The 22,913-nt window shown below is 42.8% G+C and carries 19 protein-coding genes and 1 pseudogene; 14 read left to right on the top strand and 6 right to left on the bottom strand.

Translation table 11 applies throughout. From position 1 onward, the window contains the following. Positions 1-16: 16 nt before the first annotated feature. Positions 17-2,275, top strand: a complete 2,259-nt coding sequence (glgP, locus tag HMPREF8578_RS03935; protein WP_000937159.1) for a glycogen/starch/alpha-glucan family phosphorylase — start codon at positions 17-19, stop codon at positions 2,273-2,275. Between the two features lie 65 nt (positions 2,276-2,340). On the opposite strand, the gene HMPREF8578_RS03930 is transcribed toward glgP, so the two are convergent. Both HMPREF8578_RS03930 and HMPREF8578_RS03925 read right to left on the bottom strand, forming a co-directional pair. Beyond that, positions 2,341-3,189, bottom strand: coding sequence for a putative RNA methyltransferase (locus HMPREF8578_RS03930; RefSeq protein ID WP_002892728.1), 849 nt, complete (start codon positions 3,187-3,189; stop codon positions 2,341-2,343). An 82-nt stretch (positions 3,190-3,271) separates the two neighbouring features. After that, positions 3,272-3,580: a YciI family protein gene (locus tag HMPREF8578_RS03925; protein WP_000469964.1), complete on the bottom strand. Its 309-nt coding sequence runs from the start codon at positions 3,578-3,580 to the stop codon at positions 3,272-3,274. Between the two features lie 87 nt (positions 3,581-3,667). On the opposite strand from HMPREF8578_RS03925, the gene HMPREF8578_RS03920 reads away from it, so the two are divergent. Beyond that, a complete protein-coding gene (locus HMPREF8578_RS03920) occupies positions 3,668-3,982 on the top strand; it encodes a winged helix-turn-helix transcriptional regulator (RefSeq protein WP_000957135.1) in 315 nt (104 codons plus the stop codon). Between the two features lie 94 nt (positions 3,983-4,076). On the opposite strand, the gene tyrS is transcribed toward HMPREF8578_RS03920, so the two are convergent. Further along, positions 4,077-5,333: a tyrosine--tRNA ligase gene (gene tyrS / locus HMPREF8578_RS03915; protein WP_000546902.1), complete on the bottom strand. Its 1,257-nt coding sequence runs from the start codon at positions 5,331-5,333 to the stop codon at positions 4,077-4,079. Positions 5,334-5,473: 140 nt separating this feature from the next. On the opposite strand from tyrS, the gene pbp1b reads away from it, so the two are divergent. The 6 genes from pbp1b (at position 5,474) to HMPREF8578_RS03885 (ending at position 12,168) form a co-directional block, all read left to right on the top strand. Continuing rightward, complete coding sequence (gene pbp1b / locus HMPREF8578_RS03910) at positions 5,474-7,981, top strand: penicillin-binding protein PBP1B (RefSeq protein WP_000664437.1); 2,508 nt, start codon at positions 5,474-5,476, stop codon at positions 7,979-7,981. A 77-nt stretch (positions 7,982-8,058) separates the two neighbouring features. Then, the gene (locus HMPREF8578_RS03905; RefSeq protein WP_002892724.1) at positions 8,059-8,970 is read left to right on the top strand and encodes a DMT family transporter; all 912 of its coding nucleotides are present in this window, start codon (positions 8,059-8,061) and stop codon (positions 8,968-8,970) included. Positions 8,971-9,054: 84 nt separating this feature from the next. Next, entirely contained in the window at positions 9,055-9,753 is a 699-nt protein-coding gene (gene dapD / locus HMPREF8578_RS03900) for a 2,3,4,5-tetrahydropyridine-2,6-dicarboxylate N-acetyltransferase (protein ID WP_000127466.1), read from the top strand. Positions 9,754-9,822: 69 nt separating this feature from the next. Further along, complete coding sequence (locus HMPREF8578_RS03895) at positions 9,823-10,953, top strand: N-acetyldiaminopimelate deacetylase (protein WP_000886118.1); 1,131 nt, start codon at positions 9,823-9,825, stop codon at positions 10,951-10,953. Between the two features lie 11 nt (positions 10,954-10,964). Then, on the top strand, positions 10,965-11,504 hold the full coding sequence (locus HMPREF8578_RS03890) for a 5-formyltetrahydrofolate cyclo-ligase (RefSeq protein ID WP_000642758.1): 540 nt from the start codon (positions 10,965-10,967) through the stop codon (positions 11,502-11,504). Then, a complete protein-coding gene (locus tag HMPREF8578_RS03885; RefSeq protein WP_000658475.1) occupies positions 11,488-12,168 on the top strand; it encodes a rhomboid family intramembrane serine protease in 681 nt (226 codons plus the stop codon). Before HMPREF8578_RS03890 ends, HMPREF8578_RS03885 begins: the two co-directional genes overlap by 17 nt. Positions 12,169-12,326: 158 nt before the next feature. On the opposite strand, the gene HMPREF8578_RS03880 is transcribed toward HMPREF8578_RS03885, so the two are convergent. The 3 genes from HMPREF8578_RS03880 to HMPREF8578_RS03870 form a co-directional block, all read right to left on the bottom strand. Further along, the gene (locus HMPREF8578_RS03880; protein ID WP_000401879.1) at positions 12,327-12,614 is read right to left on the bottom strand and encodes a hypothetical protein; all 288 of its coding nucleotides are present in this window, start codon (positions 12,612-12,614) and stop codon (positions 12,327-12,329) included. A gap of 218 nt (positions 12,615-12,832) precedes the next feature. Further along, a complete protein-coding gene (galU, locus tag HMPREF8578_RS03875) occupies positions 12,833-13,732 on the bottom strand; it encodes a UTP--glucose-1-phosphate uridylyltransferase GalU (RefSeq protein WP_000811024.1) in 900 nt (299 codons plus the stop codon). A 21-nt stretch (positions 13,733-13,753) separates the two neighbouring features. Further along, the gene (locus HMPREF8578_RS03870) at positions 13,754-14,770 is read right to left on the bottom strand and encodes an NAD(P)H-dependent glycerol-3-phosphate dehydrogenase (protein ID WP_000745025.1); all 1,017 of its coding nucleotides are present in this window, start codon (positions 14,768-14,770) and stop codon (positions 13,754-13,756) included. 206 nt (positions 14,771-14,976) lie between these two features. On the opposite strand from HMPREF8578_RS03870, the gene HMPREF8578_RS03865 reads away from it, so the two are divergent. The 6 genes and pseudogenes from HMPREF8578_RS03865 (at position 14,977) to HMPREF8578_RS12520 (ending at position 22,833) form a co-directional block, all read left to right on the top strand. After that, positions 14,977-16,683: an ABC transporter ATP-binding protein gene (locus HMPREF8578_RS03865; RefSeq protein ID WP_000905733.1), complete on the top strand. Its 1,707-nt coding sequence runs from the start codon at positions 14,977-14,979 to the stop codon at positions 16,681-16,683. Between the two features lies 1 nt (position 16,684). Further along, the gene (locus tag HMPREF8578_RS03860; protein WP_000860000.1) at positions 16,685-18,451 is read left to right on the top strand and encodes an ABC transporter ATP-binding protein; all 1,767 of its coding nucleotides are present in this window, start codon (positions 16,685-16,687) and stop codon (positions 18,449-18,451) included. A 139-nt stretch (positions 18,452-18,590) separates the two neighbouring features. After that, positions 18,591-19,280, top strand: coding sequence for a gamma-glutamyl-gamma-aminobutyrate hydrolase family protein (locus HMPREF8578_RS03855; RefSeq protein WP_000124761.1), 690 nt, complete (start codon positions 18,591-18,593; stop codon positions 19,278-19,280). Between the two features lie 168 nt (positions 19,281-19,448). Next, positions 19,449-20,798 (top strand): glucose-6-phosphate isomerase, encoded by a 1,350-nt coding sequence (locus tag HMPREF8578_RS03845; protein WP_000018244.1) that lies wholly within the window; start codon positions 19,449-19,451, stop codon positions 20,796-20,798. Positions 20,799-20,925: 127 nt separating this feature from the next. Continuing rightward, positions 20,926-22,386, top strand: coding sequence for a glutamate--tRNA ligase (gene gltX, locus HMPREF8578_RS03840; RefSeq protein WP_000031041.1), 1,461 nt, complete (start codon positions 20,926-20,928; stop codon positions 22,384-22,386). Positions 22,387-22,398: 12 nt separating this feature from the next. After that, positions 22,399-22,833 (top strand): annotated as a pseudogene (locus HMPREF8578_RS12520) (cytidine deaminase family protein). Positions 22,834-22,913: the final 80 nt, after the last annotated feature.

The following is a 22,913-nucleotide window of genomic DNA, read 5'->3' as shown; positions in this document are numbered from 1 at the left end:
CAGGAGACACATAAACATGTTACCATTAAACGAATTTGTACAAAAACGTTACAATAAAACCATTGCAGAATGTAGCAATGAAGAGCTTTATCTTGCTCTTCTTAACTACAGCAAGCTTGCTAGCAGTCAAAAACCAGTCAACACTGGTAAGAAAAAAGTTTACTACATCTCAGCTGAGTTCTTGATCGGTAAACTCTTGTCAAACAACTTGATTAACCTTGGTCTTTATGACGATGTGAAAAAAGAACTTGCTGCTGCAGGTAAAGAGTTGATCGAAATCGAAGAAGTAGAATTGGAACCATCACTTGGTAACGGTGGTTTGGGACGTTTGGCAGCCTGCTTTATCGACTCAATCGCTACACTTGGTTTGAATGGTGACGGTGTTGGTTTGAACTACCACTTCGGTCTTTTCCAACAAGTTCTTAAAAACAACCAACAAGAAACAATTCCTAACGCTTGGTTGACAGAGCAAAACTGGTTGGTTCGCTCAAGCCGTAGCTACCAAGTGCCATTTGCACACTTCACCTTGACATCTACTCTTTACGATATCGATGTACCTGGTTACAAGACAGCTACTAAAAACCGCTTGCGTTTGTTTGACTTGGATTCAGTTGATTCTTCTATCATCGAAGACGGTATCAACTTTGATAAGACAGATATCGCTCGCAACTTGACTCTCTTCCTTTACCCAGACGATAGCGACAAGCAAGGTGAATTGCTCCGTATCTTCCAACAATACTTCATGGTTTCAAACGGTGCGCAATTGATCATCGACGAAGCAATCGAAAAAGGAAGCAACTTGCATGACCTTGCAGACTACGCTGTTGTACAAATCAACGATACTCACCCATCAATGGTGATTCCTGAATTGATCCGTCTCTTGACTGCGCGTGGTATCGAGCTTGATGAAGCAATCTCAATCGTACGTAGCATGACTGCCTACACTAACCACACAATCCTTGCTGAAGCCCTTGAAAAATGGCCTCTTGAATTCTTGGAAGAAGTGGTTCCTCACTTGGTACCAATCATCGAAGAATTGGACCGTCGTGTGAAGGCAGAATACAAAGATCCAGCTGTTCAAATCATCGATGAGAGCGGACGTGTTCATATGGCTCACATGGATATCCACTATGGATATAGCGTAAACGGGGTTGCGGCTCTTCACACTGAGATCTTGAAGAACTCAGAGTTGAAAGCTTTCTACGACATCTACCCAGAAAAATTCAACAACAAAACAAACGGTATTACATTCCGTCGTTGGCTCATGCATGCGAACCCAAGTTTATCTCACTACTTGGATGAGATTATTGGAGAGGGTTGGCACCATGAAGCTGATGAGCTTGAAAAACTCTTGTCATACGAAGACAAGGCTGCTGTCAAAGAAAAATTGGAAAGCATCAAAGCTCACAACAAACGTAAATTGGCTCGTCACTTGAAAGAACACCAAGGTGTGGAAATCAATACAAACTCTATCTTTGATATCCAAATCAAACGTCTTCACGAGTACAAACGCCAACAAATGAACGCTTTGTATGTCATCCACAAATACCTTGATATCAAGGCTGGTAACATCCCTGCTCGTCCAATCACAGTCTTCTTTGGTGGTAAAGCAGCTCCTGCCTACACAATCGCTCAAGACATCATTCACTTGATCCTTTGCTTGTCAGAAGTGATTGCTAACGATCCAGCAGTAGCTCCACACTTGCAAGTAGTTATGGTTGAAAACTACAACGTTACTGCAGCAAGCTTCTTGATCCCAGCATGTGACATCTCAGAACAAATCTCACTTGCTTCTAAAGAAGCTTCAGGTACTGGTAACATGAAATTCATGTTGAACGGAGCTTTGACTCTTGGTACTATGGACGGAGCTAACGTGGAAATCGCTGAATTGGTTGGCGACGATAACATCTACATCTTTGGTGAAGATTCTGAAACTGTTATCGACCTTTACGCAAAAGCAGCTTACAAATCAAGCGAATTCTATGCTCGTGAAGCTATCAAACCATTGGTTGACTTCATCGTCAGCGACGCTGTTCTTGCAGTAGGTAAGAAAGAACGCTTGGAACGTCTTTACAATGAATTGATCAACAAAGACTGGTTCATGACTCTCCTTGACTTGGAAGACTACATTAAGGTGAAAGAGCAAATGCTTGCTGACTACGAAAACCGTGACGCATGGTTGGATAAAGTCATCGTCAACATTGCCAAAGCAGGATTCTTCTCATCTGACCGTACAATCGCTCAGTACAACGAAGATATCTGGCACTTGAACTAAGATTTTTTGCAACAGATTATAAAAAGCGCATCTAAAAAGATGCGTTTTTTTATCTTTAAAATATTTCACCCTATTTTCCCAACTAAAATCTCTGCTTCGATGGTAATCTCAGTCAACTGACTCCAGTCAATCTTGGTATGATCAACGTGAAAGAGTAAGGGTGTCATACTGAGCAGGGCTTGGCGTTGCTCTGCTGTGATAGGTTTTGTTAGGGAAGCTATTTGGCTAGATTGGATGCTGAAGTGTTCCTGGAAATGTTCCTTGATATCTTGATTAGAATAGTCCTTCTTTGTCAGCTGGTTCTGCACCATCTGACGGATTTCTTTGAGGTGATTTTCAGTTGGGATGACCTTGATCAAGATCCCATCTTTGGATAAAACGCGGCGAAATTCCCCATAGTTGGCAGGCGAAAAGATATCAAGCAGGATATCCATGCTGGCGTCTTTTATAGGAAGACGAGCCAGGTCACCAACAAACCAGTTGACCGCCCAGTTGGGTTCGCACTTGGCAGCGATTTGGACTGAGTCTTTTGAAATATCAAAGGCATAGAAGGTCTTGTCAGGGTGACTTTCTTGGAGTTTACGAGAGTAGAAGCCTTCGCCACAACCGATATCTAAAATTGTTTTGGCACTTTCTGAGTTTGCAAGTAAGTCTGAGATGGTTTCTAAGATAGTCTGATAAAAACCAGCTTCAAGGATTTGCTGGCGGTTTTGGAAATTTTCCTTGTCGTAGTTGGTGGATTGTTTGATTTGAGGAGTCAGATTGACATAGCCGAATTTTGCTAGATCAAAAGAATGGTGGTTGCTACACTTGAGGCTAGACTCTACCAAGGTGAGATTTTCTTGGCAGATGGGGCAGGCAAAGGCACTAGCAGAAGCAAAGCGCTGGAGTTTGGGTTTGAGGTTTGTATTCATACTAGTAGTGTAACAAAAGAGCATCTATATAGCAAACAATCTGACGATATTGGATTTCTTTGATCGCGCTAGTTTATCAAATTTATTTATTTCCATCGACTTGATTGGTTAGTAAAGTTTTCAATTCAGGACAATATTTACTTGCCTCAAATTCAATGATATCATATTGGGCAATCTTATTTTTGTAGAATGGGTCTTGCCTAATGATTTCTTGAACAACTTCTTTATTCATACCTTGCATAAGGATAATTCCTCCAGTTCTTGGATTTTTTCTACCAGATGCAATAAACAAGCCTTCTGCATAATAATGGTTCAGAAAATTTATGTGTTCTTGTAAATGTTTTTCAACTACCTCAAGTGGCTCAATATAGGTAAGATTTATAATAAACATAAATAACTCCTTTAAAATAAATGATAAAAAGATTATAATACTTTATAAATAAGTTGTATAGTAGGCACATTTTTGTAAGGAGAAAAAATGTTAACAAATAAAAATTGGAACTGTAGTATGTCTCGGGTTTTAGATGTTGTTGGTGGAAAATGGAGGATGAATATATTATGGGTTATAAACAAGAATAAGAAAGTCCGCTTCAATCAATTGAGAAGAGAAGTTGAAGGGATTACAACTATCAGTCTAACACGTGGACTAGATGTTTTAATAGAGAACCAATTGGTTGAGAAATTTGATTTTGAGACTATGCCACTCCATACAGAATATCAGCTAACAGAAAAAGGTAAATCACTGATGCCGATTTTAAAGGACTTAAATCAATGGGGAAAAGAATGGCTGTAATAACTTTTTAGCTGGGGAGTGACCTTACATAATTCTAGGGAAAAGTATATAAGAAAACCACGAAGTTCATACGAAACTTCGTGGTTTTACTTTCTTAATAAGTCAAAACAAAGTATTTTTTCTTTCCGCGGCGGATAACAGTGAGTTCATTTTCTAACTTATCTGTGTCACTCAAGACATAGTCAAGGTCTTGGATACGGTCGCCGTTGACGTAAATAGCTCCATTTTGAACATCTTCACGGGCTTGGCGTTTGGAATTCACCACACCAGATGACACGAGGAGTTCCACGATATTGTGGTTTTCGTCTGCCTGTACTTGGTAGTTTGGCACACCACGAAGTCCTTGTTTGAGTTCTTTAACAGAAAGGTTTTTGATGTTTCCTGCAAAGAGTTGCTCTGTGATATTGAGGGCTTCCTTGTAGGCTTCTTCGCCGTGAACAAGAGTCACGACTTCACGAGCCAAGACTTTCTGAGCCAAGCGTTCGTGTGGAGCCGCTTCAAACTGTTTACGGATGTCTTCAATCTCGTCCAGTGACAAGAAGGTAAAGATTTTCAAGAAGCGAACAGCGTCAGCATCCATCACGTTCATCCAGAATTGGTACATTTCGTATGGAGAAGTCTTTTCAGGATTGAGCCAGACTGCGTTTCCTTCAGATTTACCAAATTTCTTACCAGTTGCGTCTGTAATGAGTGGCACTGTGATAACGTGACCAGTCTTGTCAGCCTTACGACGAAGCAATTCGGTACCTGCGGTCATATTGCCCCACTGGTCAGAACCACCGATTTGTAGCGTTACGTTGTGCTCTTGGTTAAGGACGTAGAAGTCATATCCTTGCATGATTTGGTAGGCAAACTCAGTGTAAGAAATCCCTGTCTCGATCCGTTTCTTCACAGACTCCTTACTCATCATGTAGTTGACAGTGAAGTATTTTCCGATATCACGGAGGAAGTCAATGAAGCTGATGCTGCCAAACCAGTCGTAGTTGTTGACCATGACAGCTTTATTTTCACCGTTTTCAAAGTCAAGAAAACGAGAAAGTTGTCCTTGGATAGACTTGACCCAGCCCTCTACTGTGTCTTTTGTTTGGAGACTACGTTCAGCATCTTTGAAGGACGGATCTCCGATGAGACCTGTAGCACCGCCAACGAGCGCATAAGGTTTGTGACCTGCTAGTTGCAAACGACGACTTGTCAAGATTGCGACAAGGTGACCGAGGTGAAGGCTGTCAGCAGTTGGATCGTAGCCAGTATAATAAGAAACTTGACCTTCTTCTAGGGCTTTACGCAAAGCTTCTTCATCAGTCGTTTGAAAAATCAAACCACGCTCTTTTAGCTCATCAAAAATGTGCATGTGTCTTTTCTCCTTTATAAAATATTGTTTCTACCTATTGTATCACAAACTTGATTAATAGCCTAGTGGAATAGGGAAGAAAGTGGCTATTTTATTGAAAGTTTCCCTTTTATGGTATAATAGAGAAAGCGAGGACATTCATGAAAGAAAGAATTAATGAATTAAAAACAAAAATGCTGCATTTTTTCCAGCAGCTGATGCAACGAATTGCAAAATGGAAGAAAAGACTAGCAGAAAAACTAGCTAATAAGAAAACTAGTAAAAAGGGGGCCCCTTCTGATAAAGTTAGAAGGGCAGGGTCTATTTTTGCTAAGGTTTTGAGTGGGTTTAAAATAGTCTTTAACACTCTCTTTATCCTAGGTTTTATCGGTGGACTGTTTGGCGCTGGTGTAGCTATGGGTTATGGAGTCGCTCTATTTGACAAGGCCCAGGTACCTCAAGCAGAAGAGTTGGTCAAGCAAGTGAAGGATATTGCTTCCATCTCAGAAATCACTTATTCTGACGGCAGTACCATTGCCTCGATCGAGGGTGATTTATTGCGCACTTCAGTCGCTTCAGATGCTATCTCAGACAACCTTAAGAAAGCCATTGTTGCGACAGAGGACGAGCATTTCAATGAGCACAAGGGAGTTGTGCCTAAGGCCGTTATTCGTGCGACCTTGGGAACCTTTGTCGGTCTAGGCTCATCTAGTGGTGGTTCGACCTTGACCCAGCAGGTCATCAAGCAGCAAGTGGTGGGGGATGCTCCAACTCTGGCTCGTAAGGCTAAAGAGATTATTGATGCTCTAGCTTTAGAACGGGCCATGGGTAAGGATGAGATCTTGACAACCTACCTTAACATAGCTCCTTTTGGTCGCAATCATAAAGGCCAAAATATTGCAGGTGCCCAGCAGGCTGCAGAGGGAATTTTTGGAGTTAATGCATCAGATTTGACAATACCTCAAGCCGCCTTTATCGCAGGTTTGCCACAGAGTCCAATCAGTTATTCTCCTTATGAATCTGATGGTAGTATGAAGAGTGATGAGGACATGGCTTTGGGAATCAAGCGTGCCAAGGATGTCCTCTACAACATGTACCGGACAGGAGCTCTAAGTCAGGAAGACTACGATAAGTACAAAGATTATGACTTTAAGAAAGACTTCCTACCATCAGGTAGTGTTAGTGGTACTTCGCGTGACTATCTCTACTATGCAACCTTGGCAGAAGCTACTGACCGCATGTACGACTACCTTGTCCAACGAGATAATGTCTCTGCGCAAGAGTTAAAGAATGAGTCCATTCAGAAATCCTATCGTGATCTAGCCGCCAAGGAAATTGAAAATGGTGGATATAAGATTACGACAACTATCAATAAAAATGTTCATGCTGCGATGCAAAATGCGGTTGCGACCTACGGCTACCTGCTAGATGATTCAACAGGCCAGCCTGAGGTGGGGAATGTCCTCATGGACAACCAAACGGGAGCTATCCTTGGATTTGTTGGTGGCCGTAATTATCAAGAAAATCAGAACAATCACGCTATCGATACCAAGCGTTCTCCAGCTTCAACCACAAAACCTATATTGGCCTATGGTATCGCTATTGACCAAGGTTTGATGGGAAGTGCAAGTATCTTATCAAACTATCCTACCAACTTCTCAAACGGGAACCCCATCATGTATGTCAATAGTCCTGGTACGGGCATGATGACATTGGGAGAAGCCCTTAACTACTCATGGAATATCCCAGCCTACTGGACGTATCGTACGCTTCGAGAGAAGGGTGTTGATGTCAAAGGATATATGGAAAAAATGGGTTACGAAATCCCAGAATATGGGATTGAAAGTTTACCGATGGGTGGGGGGATTGACGTTACAGTTGCCCAGCATACCAACGGGTATCAAACTCTGGCCAACAATGGAGTTTACCATAAGAAACATATGATCGCGAAGATCGAGTCAACGGATGGCAGATTGGTATACGAGCACAAGGATGAGCCTGTCCAAGTTTATTCAAAAGCGACAGCAACCATCATGCAAAGTCTCCTTCGGGATGTCATTTCATCTCGGATTACTTCAAGTTTCCAGACGGACTTGACGACTATCAATCCATCCCTAGCTCGTGCTGACTGGATTGGAAAAACTGGTACGACCAATGAAGATGAAAATATGTGGCTCATGCTTTCTACACCTCGCTTGACTTTGGGTGGCTGGTTAGGTCACGACGACAACCGACCACTAGCCAAAGGAGCAGGCCACTACCGCAATGCCAACTATATGGCCCACTTGGTCAATGCTATCCAACAAGCTGAACCTGGAATATGGGGGAATGAGCGCTTTAACCTGGATCCAAGTGTGACCAAGTCACAAGTTCTCCGATCTACAGGACAAAAACCAGGCAAGGTTTCTATCAATGGGAAAGAAATAGAAGTTTCTGGATCAACAGTAACGAGCTACTGGGCGACTAAAGAAGGTGCCCCAGTGACCACCTATCGCTTTGCTATTGGAGGAAGCGATGCAGATTATCTGAACGCATGGAAGAATATTCTAGGAAGCATTCCAGCAGTGACTCCTCCAAGCTCAAGTTCAAGCAGTAGCTCTGGAAGTTCAAGTTCGAGTGGAAATACTCAAAGTGGTTCTACAGGACGTTCACGTCTATTTAATCGCTAAGAAAGAGTAGTAGCAAGGTTAGTAATTTCTCCTTGTTGCTACTTTTTTCTTTGTTGGTTTCGTGTTACAATAATAATATGAATCATTATCAGAAAAAGATTGTTAAGGGAACAGTATACTCGCTACTCTCAGGCCTAATCTGGGGGATTTGTGGGATTTTAGGAGAGTATTTTTTCACTCATTATCCAGTGTCTTCTGGATGGATTACTTCTATGCGTTTACTAGTGGCAGGGAGTTTGGTTTTAGGTTTATCTGCTTTTCAGTTGCGTAGCCGCTTGTTGGATATCTGGCGTGATAAGAAAAATTATCTACCTTTTTTAGCCTATGCTATTCTAGGTATTTTTTCTGTGCAGTTTTTCTTCTATCTCTGCGTTGAGTATTCCAATGCGACGACGGCGACCATTTTGCAATTTATCAGCCCAGTTTTTATCCTGTTTTACAATCGAATCATTTACCAGAAGAAGGCTTCAATTACAGCTGTGTTCTATGTTTTGATTGCCATGCTAGGTGTTTTTTTGATGGCTACAAAAGGGGATTTGTCCCAGTTATCCATGACACCTTTGGCTCTAGTGACAGGTTTGCTTAGTGCAGTAGGGGTCATGTTTAATGTTATCCTGCCCCAGCGTTTTGCACGGCGCTACGGATTTGTTCCGACTGTTGGTTGGGGGATGATTCTGGCAGGGCTCTTTAGTAATTTCCTTTACCCTATTTATCAGATAAGTTTTCAAGTGGATCTGGTAAGTGTGCTGATTTGTCTGACGATTGCCGTGTTTGGAACTGCTTTTGCTTTCTTCCTATCTATGAAGGCTGTGTCACTCGTTTCCCCGCTGGTTGTATCGGTGGTGAGTGCCAGCGAACCGCTCTCTTCAGCTTTATTAAGTGTTCTTTTTTTGGGATTGGTCATGGATGGTTTTTTGGCCTTAGCTATGGTGTTGATTATCGTTCCGATGATTTTTTTATCTGTAGAGGAAGCAAAACAAGCCAGGTAAAGATGATTATTTGATAGTTGAGGCTTCAAATTTGAGGCCTTTTTTGGTAGAATAGGTATCATTATAACGAACCAGGAGGCACCTATGACTGCTACAAAAATGAACGCCCAAGAAATTATCCAATTTATCGCTAATGCAGAAAAGAAAACCAGTGTCAAAGTAACCTTTGAAGGACAACTTGCAACTGCTGTACCAAGCTCTGTTGTCAAACTAGGAAATGTTTTATTCGGAGACTGGAAGGACGTGGCTCCGCTTCTTGAAGGTTTAGTAGAAAATCAAGATTATGTTGTCGAGCAAGATGCTCGTAATTCTGCAGTTCCTTTGCTAGATAAACGTGCGATCAATGCTCGTATCGAGCCAGGTGCTATTATCCGTGACCAGGTTGAAATTGGTGACAATGCTGTTATCATGATGGGAGCTGTTATCAATATCGGTGCTGAAATTGGTGCTGGAACCATGATTGACATGGGTGCCATCCTTGGTGGTCGCGCTATCGTTGGGAAAAACAGTCACGTTGGTGCAGGTGCAGTTTTGGCGGGTGTGATTGAGCCAGCTAGCGCTGAACCAGTCCGTGTCGGAGATAATGTTCTTATCGGTGCTAATGCAGTGGTGATCGAAGGGGTCCAAATCGGCAGTGGTTCAGTTGTTGCAGCAGGAGCTATTGTTACCCAAGATGTTCCAGAAAACGTGGTTGTAGCAGGTGTTCCAGCTCGTATCATCAAAGAGATCGATGCCCAAACCCAACAAAAAACAGCGCTTGAGGATGCGCTTCGTACCTTGTAATTGTAAAAGTAAAAAAGAGGCGGAACCCTTTTTCCAGCCTCTTTCTTCTATCAAAAGGAGGATCGATAGATGTTAGATTTGATTCAGACTAGACGAGATTTACACCAGATTCCAGAGATTGGCTTGGAAGAGTTCAAGACTCAGGCTTATTTGCTGGATGTGATTGAAAAATTGACTACGGGCAAGAACTTTGTTCAAGTTCGTACTTGGCGGACAGGTATTTTGGTCTACCTGCAGGGAAGTCAGCCGGAACGAACCATTGGTTGGCGAACAGATATTGATGGTCTGCCTATCGTCGAACAAACAGGTCTACCTTTTGCTTCTCGGCACCAAGGTCGCATGCATGCCTGTGGCCATGATTTTCATATGACCATTGCCTTGGGCTGTCTCGAACGCGCCCTTGAGGAGCAACCTAAAAATAATCTGCTCTTCCTATTTCAGCCTGCTGAAGAAAATGAAGCCGGTGGGATGCTCATGTATGAGGATGGTGCTTTCGGGGACTGGCTGCCAGACCAATTTTATGGCCTTCATGTTCGTCCGGATTTGAAAGTCGGCCAGATTGCGACCAACACCCATACACTCTTTGCAGGGACTTGTGAGGTGAAGATTCGTTTCAAAGGAAAAGGGGGACATGCAGCCTTTCCGCATGAAACCAATGACGCCTTGGTGGCAGCTAGTTACTTTGTAACCCAGGTGCAGTCAGTTGTCAGCCGCAATGTTAATCCAATCGAGGGAGCGGTGGTGACCTTTGGCTTTTTCCAAGCTGGAACAACCAACAATGTCATTACAGACACAGCATTTTTACATGGAACCATTCGCGCCTTGACTCAGGACATGAGCCTCTTGGTACAAAAAAGAGTCAAGACAGTCGCAGAAGGGGTTGCAGCAGCCTTTGATATGGAAGTTGAAGTAGAACTCAAGCAAGGAGGCTACCTACCTGTTGAGAACAATCCAGCCTTGACGCGTGAACTGATGGCTTTTTTTGAAGAGAAAGATGGAATCGAGTTGATTGATATCGAGCCTGCTATGACGGGTGAGGACTTTGGTTATCTCCTTTCGAAGATAGATGGCGTTATGTTCTGGCTAGGTATTGATAGTCCCTACGCCCTTCATCACCCTCAGATGAGCCCTAAGGAAGAAGCCTTAGCCATTGGGGTAGATGCGGTCTCTAGTTTCTTGAAAAAGAAGGCAGCAGAGTAGAGGAATTGTCTATGAAAGCAGAACTACGCAAGAAAATTTTGCAAGAAATGAAGGCTTTATCTCAGGAGCAAAAACAGGCTATGGATCGAGCTTTAACTGAGCGTTTCTTACAACACCCTTTTTACCAAGAAGCCAAGACCATCGCAACCTATCTCTCCTTCCCTCATGAATTTCAAACGCAAGAATTGATCGAGCAGGCGCTGAAGGACGGCAAAAAGGTTCTGATACCCAAAACCTATCCCAAGGGGCGCATGGAATTTGTGGTATATGATCCGAAGCAGTTGGCAAAAACTTCCTTTGGTTTGCTGGAACCACAAGGTGACTTGGAGGAGGTGGATTCGTCTCAGATTGATTTGATTCATGTTCCGGGTTTGGTTTTTACGATGGATGGCTATCGGATTGGATATGGTGGAGGCTACTATGACCGCTATCTGGAACATTTTGCTGGGCATACCATGAGTACAATCTATCCTTGTCAAGTTCAGGAGTTTAACTCGGAAAACCATGATATTCCCGTACAGGAGGTGTTAATCTATGAAGGAAATCTTTGATAAACGTTATCCTGTTACTAGTTTCTTCCTCCTAGTAACCGCATTGGTCTTTCTCTTGATGTTGGTTCTTACAGGTTTAAATTTTGAACGAGCAGATACCCTGCTTCAGTTTGGAGCCATGTATGGACCGATCATTCGCCTGTTCCCTGAGCAGATATGGCGCCTTTTTTCGGCTATATTTGTGCATATTGGATGGGAGCATTTTATTGTCAATATGATTTCACTCTACTTTCTTGGACGACAAGTGGAGGAAATTTTCGGTTCTAAGCAGTTCTTTTTTCTCTATCTCTTATCAGGAATGATGGGCAATCTCTTTGTGTTTGCTTTCACACCGAAAGTCCTAGCAGCAGGGGCCTCCACTTCTCTCTATGGATTATTTGCTGCGATTATCGTCTTGCGTTATGCAACTCGCAGCCCCTATATCCAGCAGTTGGGGCAATCCTATCTGACACTTTTCGTGATAAATATCATTGGAAGTATTCTGATTCCAGGAATCAGCCTAGCAGGGCATATTGGTGGCGCAGTAGGCGGGGCTTTTCTAGCAGTTATTTTTCCAGTCAAATGGGAGAGAAGGATGTACAATACTAGCCAGCGAATCGGAGCAACTGTACTTTTTATCGCACTAGCCATTTTCCTTTGCTATAAGGGAATGAGCTATGTGTAGGGGGAATAGTTAAAAAGCTACTCAAAAAATGAGTAGTTTTTTATGTAGATTGGAACCATTCGAAACAACACAGCTCTATAACTAGGAAATATTGATACTATCAACTCCGCACATCCTACATAGACAGTTTACCTAATGTTTTTTAATATTCTTCAAAACTATATCTTATACAAATTATTTAATCTTTCTAACTCTAATACATTCATGCATACTTCTACTCCAGTAACTACCCCCTTGCTATGAATAAATCCACAAGAAAACACAATCCTCTCCTTACTCAAAATATTTGACAATATTACTAATGCTTCTAAAACATAATCCTCTATGGCAATAAAACTATTGTTTTTATCTTTGAAAAACTTTATAAATCCAATATCCTTACACCTATCACCAAAATAAAACCTAAGTGATTTTAAATAATAATCAAAAAACACATCAATCTCCATAGAAACCCCCTTCATTTTTAAAATATTCTGTTATATCATACAAAAAAGTTTTGGAACCATTCGAAACAACACAGCAAGTTAAAATAAGGCTTTGTCCGTGCATAACTTGAAAAATCGAGTACCGATTCAGTTGCTAATAAGTCATCTGTAAAGATGGCTTTTTTATTGCAAGCTTCAACAAAACAACAAAGCCCTTATTTAAGAGCTTTGTTTTTCTTCTATTCCCCCCCAGCCAGCTCTTTTCCGAGTTGGATGAGGTAGTCTTTCAAGTCGTCTTTGACTTGTGGATGTTTGAGAGCGTAGTCGATGGAGGTTTTCATAAAGCCAAACTTGTCTCCGACATCGTAACGAGCCCCTTTGAACTCACGAGCAAATACACGTTGTGTTTTATTGAGGGTATCGATTGCATCTGTCAGCTGAATTTCATTTCCTGCACCTGGAGTCTGGTTCTCAAGGATTTGGAAAATTTCAGGCGTGAGGAGGTACCGTCCGATGATAGCAAGGTCGCTAGGAGCATCCTCTGGTGCAGGTTTTTCAACGAAGGTTTCAACGCTGTAAAGACCGTCTTTTCCTTCGCCTTGCGGAGCAATAACCCCATAAGCAGATACTTCGTCATGAGGGACTGGCATAACAGCGATAGTGGACGCGTGGGTACGCTCGTAGTCATCCATGAGTTGTTTGGTAAGTGGAACAGCCTTTTCGTCTGTGATATCCATCAAGTCATCACCAAGCATAACGACAAAAGGTTCATTTCCAACGAAAGCCTTGGCTTGCAAAACAGCATCGCCGAGACCACGTGGATGCGTTTGGCGGATAAAATGCAGGCGCATGCCAGTTGTTTCATCAACTAGCTTCAAAAGATCTGTTTTCCCTTTTTCTTTGAGATTATATTCCAATTCAAAGTTTGAGTCGAAGTGGTCCTCGATGGAACGTTTTGACTTACCTGTAACAACCAAGATATCTTCGATACCAGATTTGAGAGCTTCTTCAACGATAAACTGGATAGTTGGCTTGTCTACGATTGGCAACATTTCCTTGGCCAAGGCCTTAGTTGCTGGGAGGAAGCGAGTTCCCAATCCAGCGGCTGGGATGACTGCTTTTCTGACTTTTTGTTTCATGATGTTCCTTTCTATAAAGGTCTATGACCATTCGTTTTCTGCTTTAAATTCATTGCTCATGATGTCAGTGATTGCTTCTTTGATATTGACACCTTCGTAGATAACTCGGTAAATAGCCTGTGTGATTGGCATGTAGACACCCAATTCCTGAGCCAGCTCGTAAGCTGCTCGAGTTGTTGAAATGCCTTCGATGACCATACCCATGTTTGCTTCGATGTCTCCTAGGGATTCTCCACGACCGAGAGCATCACCAGCCCTCCAGTTACGAGAGTGGACAGATGTCCCAGTTACGATCAAATCTCCAACTCCAGAAAGACCGCTATAAGTCAGAGGATTAGCTCCAAGAGCGACCCCTAGACGAGTTATTTCTGCTAAGCCACGGGCGATAATGGCTGCCTTGGCATTGTCGCCAAATCCTAGACCATGTAATGCCCCAGCGCCAACTGCGATGATGTTTTTGAGAGCACCAGCGGTTTCAACTCCGATAACATCTGTATTAGTATAGAGACGGAAGTAGTGATTGCTAAAGAGATTTTGTACGTACTGAGCAGTTTCAAGGTCTTTGGAGGCTGCGGTAATCAAGGTAATATCGCGTACAATCGTTTCCTCAGCGTGACTAGGTCCTGAAACAACGACGATATCACTACGAAGGTCAGCTGGAATTTCCTCTTCAAGAATGGTTGATAGGCGTTTGTGGCTATCTGGTTCCAAGCCTTTGGAGGCATGCATGATGACAACCTTGTGATCGAGCACCTTTGCTACTTGTTGGGCAACCAGTCTCGTTACTTTTGTTGGGACTACAAATAAAACAGCATCCACATCCTTTAGTGTTTCTTCCAAGTCATGATAGGCTTTGATCTTTTCGTCGAGTAGGATATCTTTGAAGTAGCGTTTGTTTGTATGTTGGTTATTGATTTCATCAATTTGGTCAGAAATATTTCCCCAAATTCGAACTTCGTGTCCATTGTCGTTTAGGACCTGCGAAAGGGCAGTTCCCCAAGAACCAGGACCCAAGACAGCGATGGTTTGTTTCTTCATCTTTTCCTCCTTGTAAGAGTTCTTCCTTTCATTTTACCATAAAAAGCCTTTTCATGCATCACCTGTAGATGAAAGCGCACTAATTTATAATAATGAGACTTCTTTGACAAGATGCCTCTTTTTTGCTAGAATAGCATCAATATGAACGAATGAGAAGGAGCTGACGCAAGATGTCGCTCCCTTTATCTATTTTATTAGGAGGAAATATGCTCATTAAAAAAATAAAAACCTATAAATGGCAAGCCTTGGCATCCCTAATGATGACAGGCTTGATGGTTGCGAGTTCGCTCTTGCAACCGCGCTATTTGCAAGAGGTGTTAGAGGCTTTGTTGGCCGGACAAAATGAGGCTATTTATAGTATTGGCGCTTGGCTGATAGGAGTAGCCCTAGTCGGTCTGGTTGCAGGTGGGGTCAATGTAACGCTTGCAGCCTACATTGCTCAAGGAGTGTCTTCGGACCTTCGGGAAGACGCCTTTCGCAAGATCCAGACTTTTTCTTATGCCAATATCGAGCAGTTTAATGCCGGCAACCTTGTCGTCCGTATGACCAATGATATCAACCAAATTCAGAATGTGGTGATGATGGCTTTTCAAATCCTCTTCCGTCTCCCTCTTCTCTTTATCGGTTCCTTTATCTTGGCGGTCCACACTCTCCCGTCACTTTGGTGGGTGATTGTCCTCATGGTGCTCCTAATCTTTGCACTTACAGCCATCATGATGGGGATGATGGGACCACGATTTGCTAAGTTTCAAACCCTTCTTGAACGGATCAATGCTATCGCCAAAGAAAATCTACGTGGTGTGCGCGTGGTCAAATCCTTTGTACAAGAAAAAGCACAATTTGACAAATTTACCGAGGTTTCTGACGAACTTCTCGGCCAAAATCTTTATATTGGTTATGCCTTCTCAGTTATAGAACCTGTTATGATGCTAGTCGGTTATGGGGCAGTCTTCCTCTCTATCTGGCTGGTGGCCGGAATGGCTCAGTCAGATCCATCTGTTGTGGGCTCGATTGCTTCCTTTGTCAACTATCTCAGCCAGATTATCTTTACTATTATCATGGTTGGATTTTTAGGAAATTCTGTCAGCCGTGCCATGATTTCCTTGCGTCGTATCCGCGAAATTCTAGATACCGAGCCAGCAATGATCTTTAAAGATCTCCCAGATGAAGAGTTAGAAGGAAGTCTCTCTTTTGAAAATGTGACCTTCACCTATCCTAATGATGATGAGCCTATGCTGAAGAATGTAACCTTTGATGTTGCGCCTGGTCAGATGGTGGGTGTGGTTGGGGCTACTGGAGCAGGGAAGTCCACTCTAGCTCAGTTAATTCCACGACTGTTTGATCCACAGGAGGGATCTATCAAGATTGGTGGCAAGGATATTCGAGACGTTAGCGAGGGAACTTTGCGTAAAACAGTTTCCATTGTCTTGCAACGTGCTATTCTCTTTAGTGGGACCATTGCAGATAATCTTCGTCAAGGGAAAGGAAATGCCAGCGTGTCAGAAATGGAACGTGCAGCACGAATTGCTCAAGCCAGCGAATTTATCGGGCGTATGGAAAACAAATTTGAGAGTCAGGTCGAAGAACGTGGCACCAACTTTTCTGGTGGACAAAAACAACGGATGTCCATTGCCCGTGGGATCGTCAGCAATCCCCGTATCCTGATTTTTGACGATTCGACTTCGGCCTTGGATGCCAAGTCAGAAAGACTCGTACAGGAAGCTTTGAATAAAGATCTGAAAGGGACGACAACCATTATCATCGCTCAAAAGATCAGTTCAGTCGTCCATGCAGACAAGATTTTGGTCTTGGACCAAGGACGCTTGATTGGAGAAGGAAGGCATGCAGACTTGGTAGCTAACAATGCCGTCTACCGCGAAATCTACGAAACACAAAAGGGAAAGGAGGAATAAAATGAAAACCGTTCGATTTTTCTGGAATTATTTTAAAGTTTACAAGCTCTCCTTTGTCATTGTGATTCTGATGGTTGCAGTGGCGACAATTGCCCAAGCCCTCTTTCCAGTTTTTTCAGGTCAAGCAGTAACAGAGCTTGCTAACCTAGTGCTGGCTTATCAAAATGGAACTTCTGAACTAGCCTGGCAGAGTTTATCGGCTCTGATGCTGAATCTAGCTCTGGTTGTCCTTTCCTTAGTGGTATCCAGTTTGATTTACATGACCTTGATGACCCGTGTGATTGCCGAGTCGACAAATGAGATGCGTAAGGGGCTTTTTGGCAAACTTTCTCGTTTGACGGTTTCTTTCTTTGACCGCCATCAGGATGGTGACATCCTCTCTCGCTTCACGAGTGACTTGGACAACATCCTTCAAGCCTTCAATGAAAGTCTAGTTCAGGTTATGAGCAATATTGCTCTTTACATCGGTTTGATTTTTGTCATGTTTTCAAGAAATGTGACGCTAGCTCTGATAACAGTAGCCAGCACCCCGGTGGCCTTTCTCATGTTGGTCTTCATCGTGAAAATGGCCCGCAAGTACACCAATCTCCAGCAAAAAGAGGTTGGGAAACTCAACGCCTACATGGACGAAAGTATTTCAGGGCAGAAAGCTGTTATCGTTCAAGGGATTCAGGACGACATCGTAGCAGGCTTTGTGGTGCAAAATGAGCGCGTGCGTAAGGCAACCTTTAAAGGGAGAATGTTCTCAGGCATCCTCTTTCCTGTTATGAATGGGATGAGCTTGGTCAATACAGCCATTGTCATTTTTGCGGGTTCGGCTGTCCTACTGAATGACCCGAGCATCGAAACAACGACAGCCCTAGGTTTGATTGTCATGTTTACCCAATTTTCTCAGCAGTACTACCAGCCCATTATCCAGGTTGCTGCTAGCTGGGGCAGTCTTCAGTTAGCCTTTACAGGAGCAGATCGTATCCAAGAAATGTTCGATGCAGAAGAAGAGATCCGTCCGCAAAGTGCACCCGCCTTTACGGAATTGCGAGAAGGTGTTGAAATCAGTCACATTGATTTCTCTTATGTGCCAGACAAGCCGATTTTAAAAGATGTTAGCATTTCAGCTCCTAAGGGGCAGATGATAGCAGTTGTCGGTCCGACTGGCTCAGGGAAAACGACCATCATGAACCTCATCAATCGTTTCTACGATGTGGATGCAGGCAGCATTTGCTTTGATGGGAAAGACATTCGTGACTACGACTTGGACAGCCTGCGGAGTAAGGTCGGTATTGTCTTGCAGGATTCGGTCTTGTTTAGTGGAACGATCCGAGACAATATCCGCTTTGGTGTGCCAGATGCCAGTCAGGAAATGGTCGAAGCAGCTGCTAAGGCAACTCATATTCATGACTACATCGAAAGCTTGCCTGACAAGTATGATACCCTTATTGATGATGAGCAAAATATCTTCTCGACTGGGCAGAAACAATTGATTTCCATCGCTCGAACCTTGATGACAGATCCTCAAGTCCTAATCTTAGATGAAGCGACTTCCAATGTCGATACCGTAACAGAAAGCAAGATTCAACATGCCATGGAGGCAGTTGTAGCAGGTCGAACCAGTTTTGTCATTGCCCATCGTTTGAAGACTATCCTCAATGCCGATCAGATTATTGTCCTCAAAGAAGGAGAGGTTATTGAACGTGGAAATCATCACGAGTTGCTCAAACTCGGCGGTTTCTACTCGGAACTATATCACAATCAATTTGTCTTCGAATAAAAAAGAAGTTGTCCTCGTTGGGCAGCTTTTTCTTGTCCATAAAAAATACTTATCACGGTCTTTAAAAAAACATATTAGACATGAAAGGGTTGGAGTGATAAGATAAGACTGTCGCAAGAAAATCGAAAGGAGACACATCATGGCTAGAACGGTTGTAGGAGTTGCTGCAAACCTATGTCCTGTAGATGCAGAAGGGAAAAACATTCACTCATCTGTATCTTGTAAATTTGCAGAGAGCATTCGTCAAGTCGGTGGTCTCCCTTTAGTAATTCCTGTAGGAGATGAGTCCATTGTGCGCGATTATGTGGAAATGATTGACAAACTCATCTTGACAGGTGGGCAAAACGTCCATCCTCAGTTTTATGGAGAGAAAAAGACCATTGAGAGCGATGATTACAACCTTGTACGCGATGAGTTTGAACTAGCCCTCTTGAAAGAAGCGCTCCGTCAGAATAAACCAATTATGGCAATCTGTCGCGGGGTTCAGCTGGTCAATGTTGCTTTTGGCGGCACCCTCCACCAAGAAATTGAAGGTCACTGGCAAGGCTTACCTTTTGGGACATCTCATACTATTGAGACAGTAGAAGGAAGCGTGGTGGCTAAGTTATTTGGCAAAGAAAGTCAGGTCAACTCAGTTCATCGTCAAAGTATCAAAGACCTGGCACCTAATTTCCGTGTGACAGCGGTGGACCCTCGCGACCAGACGGTGGAAGCGATTGAGTCTATCGACGAGCATCGTATCATTGGTTTACAGTGGCACCCAGAGTTCCTGGTCAATGAAGAAGACGGCAATTTAGAACTATTTGAGTATTTATTAAATGAATTGTAACGGTTAGAGTCTCTAGCCGTTTTTATTCGTCCTTTCAGATTTTTTATATTTTAGCAAATTTACGCAAACGTTTGAATTCTGATAAAAATTGGGCAAATTCAATAAAAAAACTTGAAAAAATCGAAGGTAAGCGTTATGATAGAAAAGAAGAAATTTTGGAGGATTATCATGTCACATATTAAATTTGATTATTCAAAAGTTTTAGACAAATTTGTTGCCCCACATGAAGTGGAATACATGCAAGCACAAGTAACAGCTGCAGACGAATTGATCCGTAAAGGAACTGGTGCTGGTAGTGACTTTTTGGGTTGGTTGGACCTTCCTGAAAACTACGACCGCGAAGAATTCGACCGCATCTTGAAAGCTGCTGAGCAAATCAAATCAGATAGCGATGTCTTGGTTGTAATCGGTATCGGTGGATCTTACCTTGGTGCCAAAGCAGCCATCGACTTCTTGAACCACCACTTTGCTAACTTGCAAACAAAAGAAGAACGTAAAGCGCCACAAATCCTTTACGCTGGAAACTCAATCTCATCAACTTACCTTGCTGACTTGGTGGAGTACGTAGCTGACAAAGACTTCTCAGTAAACGTGATTTCTAAATCAGGTACAACAACTGAACCAGCTATTGCTTTCCGTGTCTTCAAAGAACTTTTGGTTAAGAAATACGGACAAGAAGAAGCTAACAAACGTATCTACGCAACAACTGACCGCCAAAAAGGTGCTGTTAAGGTTGAAGCAGATGCTAATGGTTGGGAAACATTTGTAGTTCCAGATGACATCGGTGGACGCTTCTCAGTATTGACAGCAGTTGGATTGCTTCCAATCGCTGCATCAGGTGCAGATATCAAAGCCCTTATGGAAGGTGCCAACGCAGCTCGTAAAGACTACACTTCAGACAAGATTGCTGAAAACGAAGCATACCAATACGCAGCAGTTCGTAACATCCTTTACCGCAAAGGCTATGCTACTGAAATCTTGGTAAACTACGAACCATCACTTCAATACTTCTCAGAATGGTGGAAACAATTGGCTGGTGAGTCAGAAGGGAAAGACCAAAAAGGGATCTACCCAACTTCAGCAAACTTCTCAACTGACTTGCACTCATTGGGTCAATTTATCCAAGAAGGAACTCGTATCATGTTTGAAACAGTTGTCCGTGTTGACAAACCACGTAAGAACGTGATCATTCCTACTTTGGAAGAAGACCTTGACGGACTTGGTTACCTTCAAGGAAAAGACGTTGACTTTGTAAACAAAAAAGCAACTGACGGTGTTCTTCTTGCCCACACAGACGGTGATGTACCAAACATGTACGTCACCCTTCCAGAGCAAGATGCCTTCACTCTTGGTTACACTATCTACTTCTTCGAATTGGCAATTGCCCTTTCAGGTTACTTGAACGCCATCAACCCATTTGACCAACCAGGTGTTGAAGCCTACAAACGTAACATGTTTGCCCTTCTTGGAAAACCAGGATTTGAAGAATTGAGCAAAGAGCTTAACGCACGTCTATAATAGAAGAAAAGAGTGGCTTGTCCACTCTTTTTACTCTCTTTATTCATAGACATTGGACTCAGGCGAGACTTGTGATATAATATAGAAAGCAAAAAGGCAGACGCCTAGAGACTTTATAGGAGAAACTATGTCAAAAGATATCCGCGTACGCTACGCACCAAGTCCAACAGGACTACTACACATCGGAAATGCCCGTACAGCATTGTTTAACTACCTTTACGCACGCCATCATGGTGGAACTTTTATCATTCGTATCGAAGATACTGACCGTAAACGCCATGTTGAGGATGGAGAACGTTCACAGCTTGAAAATCTTCGCTGGTTGGGGATTGACTGGGATGAAAGTCCAGAAACTCATGCAAACTACCGCCAGTCTGAGCGTTTGGACTTGTATCAAAAATACATCGACCAATTGCTAGCTGAAGGAAAAGCCTACAAATCTTACGTTACAGAAGAAGAGTTGGCGGCTGAGCGCGAACACCAAGAAGCAGCTGGCGAAACACCACGCTACATCAATGAATATCTTGGCATGAGTGAAGAGGAAAAAGCAGCTTACATCGCAGAACGTGAAGCGGCTGGTATCATCCCAACTGTTCGTTTGGCTGTCAATGAGTCTGGTATCTACAAATGGCATGATATGGTCAAAGGTGATATCGAGTTTGAAGGTGGCAACATCGGTGGTGACTGGGTGATTCAAAAGAAAGATGGCTACCCAACATACAACTTTGCTGTTGTCATCGATGACCATGATATGCAAATCTCTCATGTTATCCGTGGAGATGACCACATTGCCAACACACCAAAACAGCTTATGGTTTATGAAGCTCTTGGTTGGGATGCACCTGAGTTCGGTCACATGACTTTGATCATCAACTCTGAAACGGGTAAAAAATTGTCTAAACGTGACACCAATACCCTTCAATTTATTGAAGACTACCGTAAGAAAGGCTATCTTCCAGAAGCTGTCTTTAACTTTATCGCCCTTCTTGGTTGGAATCCAGGTGGCGAAGATGAAATTTTCTCTCGTGAGGAATTGATTAAACTCTTTGATGAAAATCGTCTCAGCAAGTCACCAGCTGCCTTTGATCAGAAGAAACTGGACTGGATGAGCAATGACTACATCAAGAGAGCTGACTTGACAACCATCTTTGAAATGGCTAAACCTTACTTAGAAGAAGCAGGGCGTTTGACTGACAAGTCTGAAAAAATGGTGGAACTATACAAACCACAAATGAAATCAGTGGATGAAATCGTTCCATTGACAGATCTTTTCTTCTCGGATTTCCCAGAGTTGACAGACGCTGAGCGCGAGGTCATGGCAGGAGAAACCGTTCCGGTTGTTCTGGAAGCCTTCAAAGCGAAACTAGAAGCAATGACAGATGAAGAATTTGTAACAGAAAACATCTTCCCACAAATCAAAGCAGTTCAAAAAGAAACAGGTATTAAAGGGAAAAACCTCTTCATGCCGATTCGTATTGCCGTTTCAGGTGAAATGCATGGACCAGAACTTCCAGATACGATTTACCTATTAGGTCGTGAAAAATCTATCCAGCATATCGAGAACATGCTCAAAGAGATTTCTAAATAAAAAGGACTGCAGATGGATATCTGGGAAAAGATGTATGAAGAAGCGCGAACTTTATACAATCCCCATGAGGTTTCTGACTTTGTTTATGCTAACCATGTTGTTGCTGCAGTAGAAGCAGAAGATGGTCAGATCTTCACAGGATTTTGTATGGAAGGCACTTGTGGTGTTTTTCATCTCTGTGCAGAATGAGCGGCTCTCTTCAATATGTATCAATTTTCAGGACAAACCAAAGTTAAGAAAATCCTCGCCTTTCGAGACAAACCTCCCTACGGCGAAGGATCAGGTATGCCCTGTGGCGCTTGCAGAGAATTTCTCTTAGAATTGAATGCTGAGAATAAAGAAGCAGAGTTCATGATGGACTACGAAACAAGAAAAACAATTAAGGTTGCCGAATTGATCCCTTACTGGTGGGGAGAGGAACGTGCGACTAATTGGCAAGATAAATAGAAGGAGTCAGTTTAACTGGCTCTTTTCCCTTATCTTTTCAGAATTTCGATAAAGAGGAAAAAAGTCCTTGACAAAGGTAA

The organism is Streptococcus oralis ATCC 49296, from assembly GCF_000185265.1.
Taxonomy (GTDB): Bacteria; Bacillota; Bacilli; order Lactobacillales; family Streptococcaceae; genus Streptococcus; species Streptococcus oralis_BC.
Note: the sequence above shows the minus strand (reverse complement) of the source record. Positions and strands in the feature narration are given on the sequence as shown.